Annotated in this window: 4 protein-coding genes and 1 pseudogene; 2 read left to right on the top strand and 3 right to left on the bottom strand. The window is 41.8% G+C overall.

Features of this window, described 5'->3' with window-relative positions:
- From AACQ83_RS23795 to AACQ83_RS23785, 3 genes and pseudogenes are all read right to left on the bottom strand, one after another.
- Positions 1-341: pseudogene (locus AACQ83_RS23795) on the bottom strand (hypothetical protein); the annotation flags it as partial.
- A 195-nt stretch (positions 342-536) separates the two neighbouring features.
- Positions 537-860: a hypothetical protein gene (locus tag AACQ83_RS23790; RefSeq protein WP_339366781.1), complete on the bottom strand. Its 324-nt coding sequence runs from the start codon at positions 858-860 to the stop codon at positions 537-539.
- Positions 861-862: 2 nt separating this feature from the next.
- Positions 863-1,090 carry a transcriptional regulator gene (locus AACQ83_RS23785; protein ID WP_112879863.1) on the bottom strand — a complete coding sequence of 76 codons (228 nt, stop codon included), beginning with the start codon at positions 1,088-1,090 and terminating at the stop codon, positions 863-865.
- Between the two features lie 129 nt (positions 1,091-1,219).
- Here AACQ83_RS23785 and AACQ83_RS23780 point away from each other — a divergent pair, with 129 nt between their 5' ends.
- Positions 1,220-1,822 carry a helix-turn-helix domain-containing protein gene (locus AACQ83_RS23780; RefSeq protein WP_112879862.1) on the top strand — a complete coding sequence of 201 codons (603 nt, stop codon included), beginning with the start codon at positions 1,220-1,222 and terminating at the stop codon, positions 1,820-1,822.
- A gap of 348 nt (positions 1,823-2,170) precedes the next feature.
- Positions 2,171-2,449 carry a hypothetical protein gene (locus AACQ83_RS23775; RefSeq protein ID WP_240000914.1) on the top strand — a complete coding sequence of 93 codons (279 nt, stop codon included), beginning with the start codon at positions 2,171-2,173 and terminating at the stop codon, positions 2,447-2,449.
- Positions 2,450-2,551: the final 102 nt, after the last annotated feature.

The raw sequence follows: 2,551 nt of genomic DNA, 5'->3' as shown, positions 1-2,551 counted from the left end.
GTTACCGCCATTGGTTCATCATGCCATGAGCTTTTGCCTTTTCCGTTTCGGATAGCGGCAATCAATGCGTCCTGATGCTTGAGACTCAGCAGGTCATAATCACCCACCACGAGGTAGTGAGTGCTCAACGCTTCCAGATCCACTGGCTTTGCATGGCTGTTGTGGGGTTTGTGAGGTTTATGTTCCTTCCGTGTCGGTGCGTTTGCCTTGACCATCGCGGCGGCCTCAGGCTCTGACATGCCCGCAGCGACTAATTCAGCAATGGCCCGTGCAGGCTTCCAGCTCACAAGCGCACGATGTTTTTTGATAATCTTTTCTGCTTTTTCGTTTTTGATAATCATTCTCATTTGTCCTAAAAAAATAAGGGGGTACTTATTTAATACTTTTTCCTGACTGCCACTTTTTTTGGCTTTTTACCCACTTTGATAATCATTCTCATTTGGCTGTTTTTTCATGGCTAGCCCTGGTGATCCCCTTACCACCGATCCCACAGCCAGAAGACACAGCCTTTTCCGTACTGCCTGATACCACTGCGATCATCCTGCCACCTCCGATTGGGGCTGGTTCTCTGGCAGTGCTTTCGGTGCCTTAAGCGGCTTCTCGGTATAACCCTGACTCGCTCTGGCATATTTCCTAACAAATTCCCGCAGCCGGATATTTGCCGCCCGCCTCGCCGCGTTATCCTTCCGATACGAAACCGGTTCCTCATCCCAAGCCGCTTCATACACTTCTGCATACCGAACTGTGATTTTCCCGCGAGTCGATGGATCAAGACTCAGTAACATCTCCTGTATCCACTTGCCGTCATCAGGAAAATATTGAGATGGCATTGATACCTGAGCGTAGGAATTAGGGAACATGGTTAATAATTTCCGGGCGGTGGAAATATTTTCACTAGATCCGGTCGCAACTCATGCGCTTGGACCTCACCATTTGTAAGGTTCACAATGTCAGGAACAGATGAAACAGAAACGCGCTTCTTTCCATTCAACCAAGCACTAACTAGTGATTGTTGGCGCCCTAATGCCTTAGCAAGTATCGTTTGATTACCTACAATTTTTATCGCCTTTTCTATCGCAAGATTTCTCATACCTCACCCTCTCATTAACCCTATAGTGATAATAATATCACCAAAAGAGCAAATCAATCACCTTAGTGTTTTTTTTGCAAAAATATCACTTTAGAGATAGAATTAACAAAACTTATTGAAGAGGTAGGTATGACATTTGCAAAAAGATTAAAAGAGGCAATGAGGAAAAGAGACTTCACGCAGTCCTCCCTTGCCAAAGAAGTAGAGATGGCTCAGTCCATGATTTGGAAATTAACCACAGGAAAGGCACAGAGTACTACTAGAATTGTTGATTTAGCCAGGGTTCTCGGTGTGCGTCCAGAGTGGCTCAGTGATGGTAGTGGCCCTATGTATCCAGACAACTCACCTGCTTCAGTGGTGGTAAAGTGTGCTAAATCATTTCCTGTAAAAATCTATGATGCCAATAGTGATACAGGAGATACGATTATGATTCCGGGATTCTTTGAATCATCTGACACATATAGAGCGTATAGAATCACTCAAAATACTGGCTGCGCAGAAGCCACGGAAGGTTCTTTAATTGTAATTGATAGTTCAGAAAAGGCAGCTAATGATGATTTGGTATATGCGCGCATAGGAGAAAACTACTCTGTATATCGTTTTGTACAAGGTGGTGCTTTTGGCTTTCTATCAGTTGATGACACCAGAGTACCATTAACTCCTATCAACTCTGACGTTGAACTAGTGGGTGTTATTGTGTACCTGTTCCGAGATATGAAGCGAAGACGATAACAATCCCGTTCAATTTCGATTGCTGTAGCATAAGTCCCCGGGTGCGTTCGAAATAGTTCTGACATTCTTTCCTCTTAAGATACTGTTTAGATGTACAGTATCTTAATTCTTGACTAAATCATTGCAATTATCAAGGTAAAAAAACATTTTTTTGTTTTTTAACAAAAATCTCTTTTACTTCAATACCATAAAACAAAAAATAATTTTTTATCACTATAGGTCTAGATTAATTAGAACTATAGTGATAGATTTAAAACTACCAAAGTGATAAATTCAATCACCAAGAGAAGCCGAAGTAGCTAAATGGCAGGACAACAATAAACACACTGACACTGAGGTATGATTATTATGCTCAAAAAGACTTTCACCTCCGCAGCTATAAAACGCTCCAACACAGGGCAAAAACTACCGGTTAAAGTTAATTCGGAGGTACGCAAACCAACTATTTTAGACGATGCAAAATACCGCTCAGGTTTGGCCTGTTCTCTTTACGAGGTCATTATGGATACCGCTGATAAAGAAAAGTGTTCAAGTACCCTAACCGATCTAATTGCTCTTGCATGTGATATTAACTATGAAATTAATCGTTCCCTTGAATCAGTTTTAACTAGCAGGGGTGAAGAATGAATAGTAACTCTCTAAATAAACAACACAATACTTCTTACATTAATTTTGAAATAGAGGATGCGCTCGAAAAAATCGAAGCACTAGCAGAGGCGGCAATTTACC

Origin of the sequence: Photorhabdus sp. S10-54, assembly GCF_963878145.1 — a bacterium.
GTDB lineage: Bacteria > Pseudomonadota > Gammaproteobacteria > Enterobacterales > Enterobacteriaceae > Photorhabdus > Photorhabdus kayaii.
The sequence above is the reverse complement of the archived record's forward strand: the minus strand, read 5'-3'. Positions and strand labels throughout refer to the sequence as shown.